The organism is Cuspidothrix issatschenkoi CHARLIE-1, assembly GCF_002934005.1.
GTDB classification, from domain to species: Bacteria; Cyanobacteriota; Cyanobacteriia; order Cyanobacteriales; family Nostocaceae; genus Cuspidothrix; species Cuspidothrix issatschenkoi.
In genome coordinates, this window is sequence record NZ_PGEM01000232.1 from 1 (window position 1) to 2,028 (window position 2,028).

At 29.7% G+C, this 2,028-nt stretch carries 1 protein-coding gene; it reads right to left on the bottom strand.

What is annotated here, in order from left to right; translation table 11 throughout:
• Positions 1-450 precede the first annotated feature (450 nt).
• Entirely contained in the window at positions 451-1,449 is a 999-nt protein-coding gene (locus CUN59_RS23020) for a protein rep (protein ID WP_104389596.1), read from the bottom strand.
• Positions 1,450-2,028: the final 579 nt, after the last annotated feature.

Consider the following 2,028-nt stretch of genomic DNA (forward strand, 5'->3'; position numbering starts at 1 on the left):
AATTTTCTCGGCATAAATGCGATGTTATAATTAAAATTCCTTTCTTGATTTATTTTTTCACTGTTATCACCTAAATATTAAAAGAGTGAATATAAGAGTTACCAAAATTTTTAAGGGTAGCTCTTTATTTTTTGTTCAAACATTTATTCAAAATCAGAATGCCTTTATTTTTAATTTTAAGGGGGCATTTTAAAGAATTAGGGGTTATTTATATAGTTTTATACCTAAAAACCTATATTAGCTCTTAAAACGCAAATGAGAGCCAAATAAAAATAATTGCTTTTCACAAACAAAAATTTGAGCAAAACCAGTGTCGAATTTTTTAGACACTGCCCAGTTACATGCAAATTTAAAAATTGGCATAAAAACTGGGCAACCATGCTGGTTGAACGCTATAGTTCCTGCAGGGGCAAAAAAGCATAAAAAAACGCTAGCTTTGATAAGCTAACGTTACAAATTTTTTAAGAAATAATTTTGTTTTTCGAAATTCCAAATAGCCGTAATTGAATGAGCTTTTTGTTCTTCTTCGGTCGTTTTTTCTTCATCGCTTGTTTGAATTAAATTACCTTCTTCGGCATCGTCTAAATTTAAAAGTTTATGTTTTTGTTTAAGTAAACCACCATAACTTAACATACGTTTTCTGTATAAACCTTGTTCTAAATCTTGAACAATTTCTGCGTCTTTTTCATGGTTTCCTGTTAAATAATCGGACGACTTAACCGAGTATTTTGATGTCTCTTTAATTGCAGCTTGTATATCTTTATCGCCTTTTTTATTTGGCTTAATTGCTTTGATATTCGCGACAGGTTTGTAATCAACTTGAAGAGCTTTTTGCCATAAATTGATCCACTCTTCTTGCGTTATATAATTCTCTTTTTTTCTAAAATAAGCATTTTCAACGCACAATAAAACGTGCATATGTTGATTATAACTTCCGTCATTTTTGTTAACTGTAACTTCAGTTGAACGCATAAAACCAATCAAATTTTGTTTTACTTTTTTATATCTACTCAATCTATCAAAAGCTTTAGTTAAATGTTTTAAACTCTGTTCTAAAGTTTCGCCGTCAATCGCATTTTTTGTTGAAAGTGTTAAAAACAACCAACGTGCTTTTGGTTTTTCTTTAACGACTTCCTCAATTACTTTTTGGGCTTGATAACTGTTTTTCATTGAACGCCTCCAATTACAAACCGGACATAATTTCGACTTACAAAACCATGTTTTATAAAGTTTTAAATACCCTTCATCAGTCGGCTTAAATTCTAAGACGTTACCACATTGTTTTACGTTAAAAGCCTTTTTAATTTTTAAAATTTCCAATATATCTGCATAACTTACATTATCGATTTTCTTCTCTCTCCATGGGCGTCGTTCCCCATTTTTAGACATATCTTTTAATGTTTCATTATCTTGATTTTCGTCTATATATTTTGTAGTATTATATTGCATATAGAAAGACCTCCAGTAGTTTTTTATTGAGTAGACGCTTTAATCATACTACTGGGGTTTTTTTATGTCAAAAAATCTTTTCACGCATAAAAAACGCTCTAAACCCTTTCATTTCAAGGATAATGAGCGTTTTTATAAAATCGAGTTATTTCTATATAGTATCAAGACAAGAAGAAACTCGTTTCACTCGTTTCAAAAAACCACCTAAAATCACTTAGGCGATTTATATTTTAAATAACTTAATATCAGTAAAAATGTAGCGTTTAAAACTAATAGAAAAGCAAGTAATATTTCAAAAGTTCTACTCGTAAATAAATTAAAAGTAAAACAAAGTAGCAAAATAAAATTTATTAAATATCCCGAAAACATAAGCCAATCTAAATTAATTTTTTTAATCAAATAACCATCTCCTTTTTAAAATATATCACACCTATTTTTGCTTTATTCCAATTGCTTTATTGACGTTGAGCCTCGGAACCCTTAACAATCCCAAAACTTGTCGAATGGTCGGTTTAATAGCTCACGCTATACCGACATTCGTCTCCAAGTTTAGTTAAGGGTTCTTCTCAACATCAATAA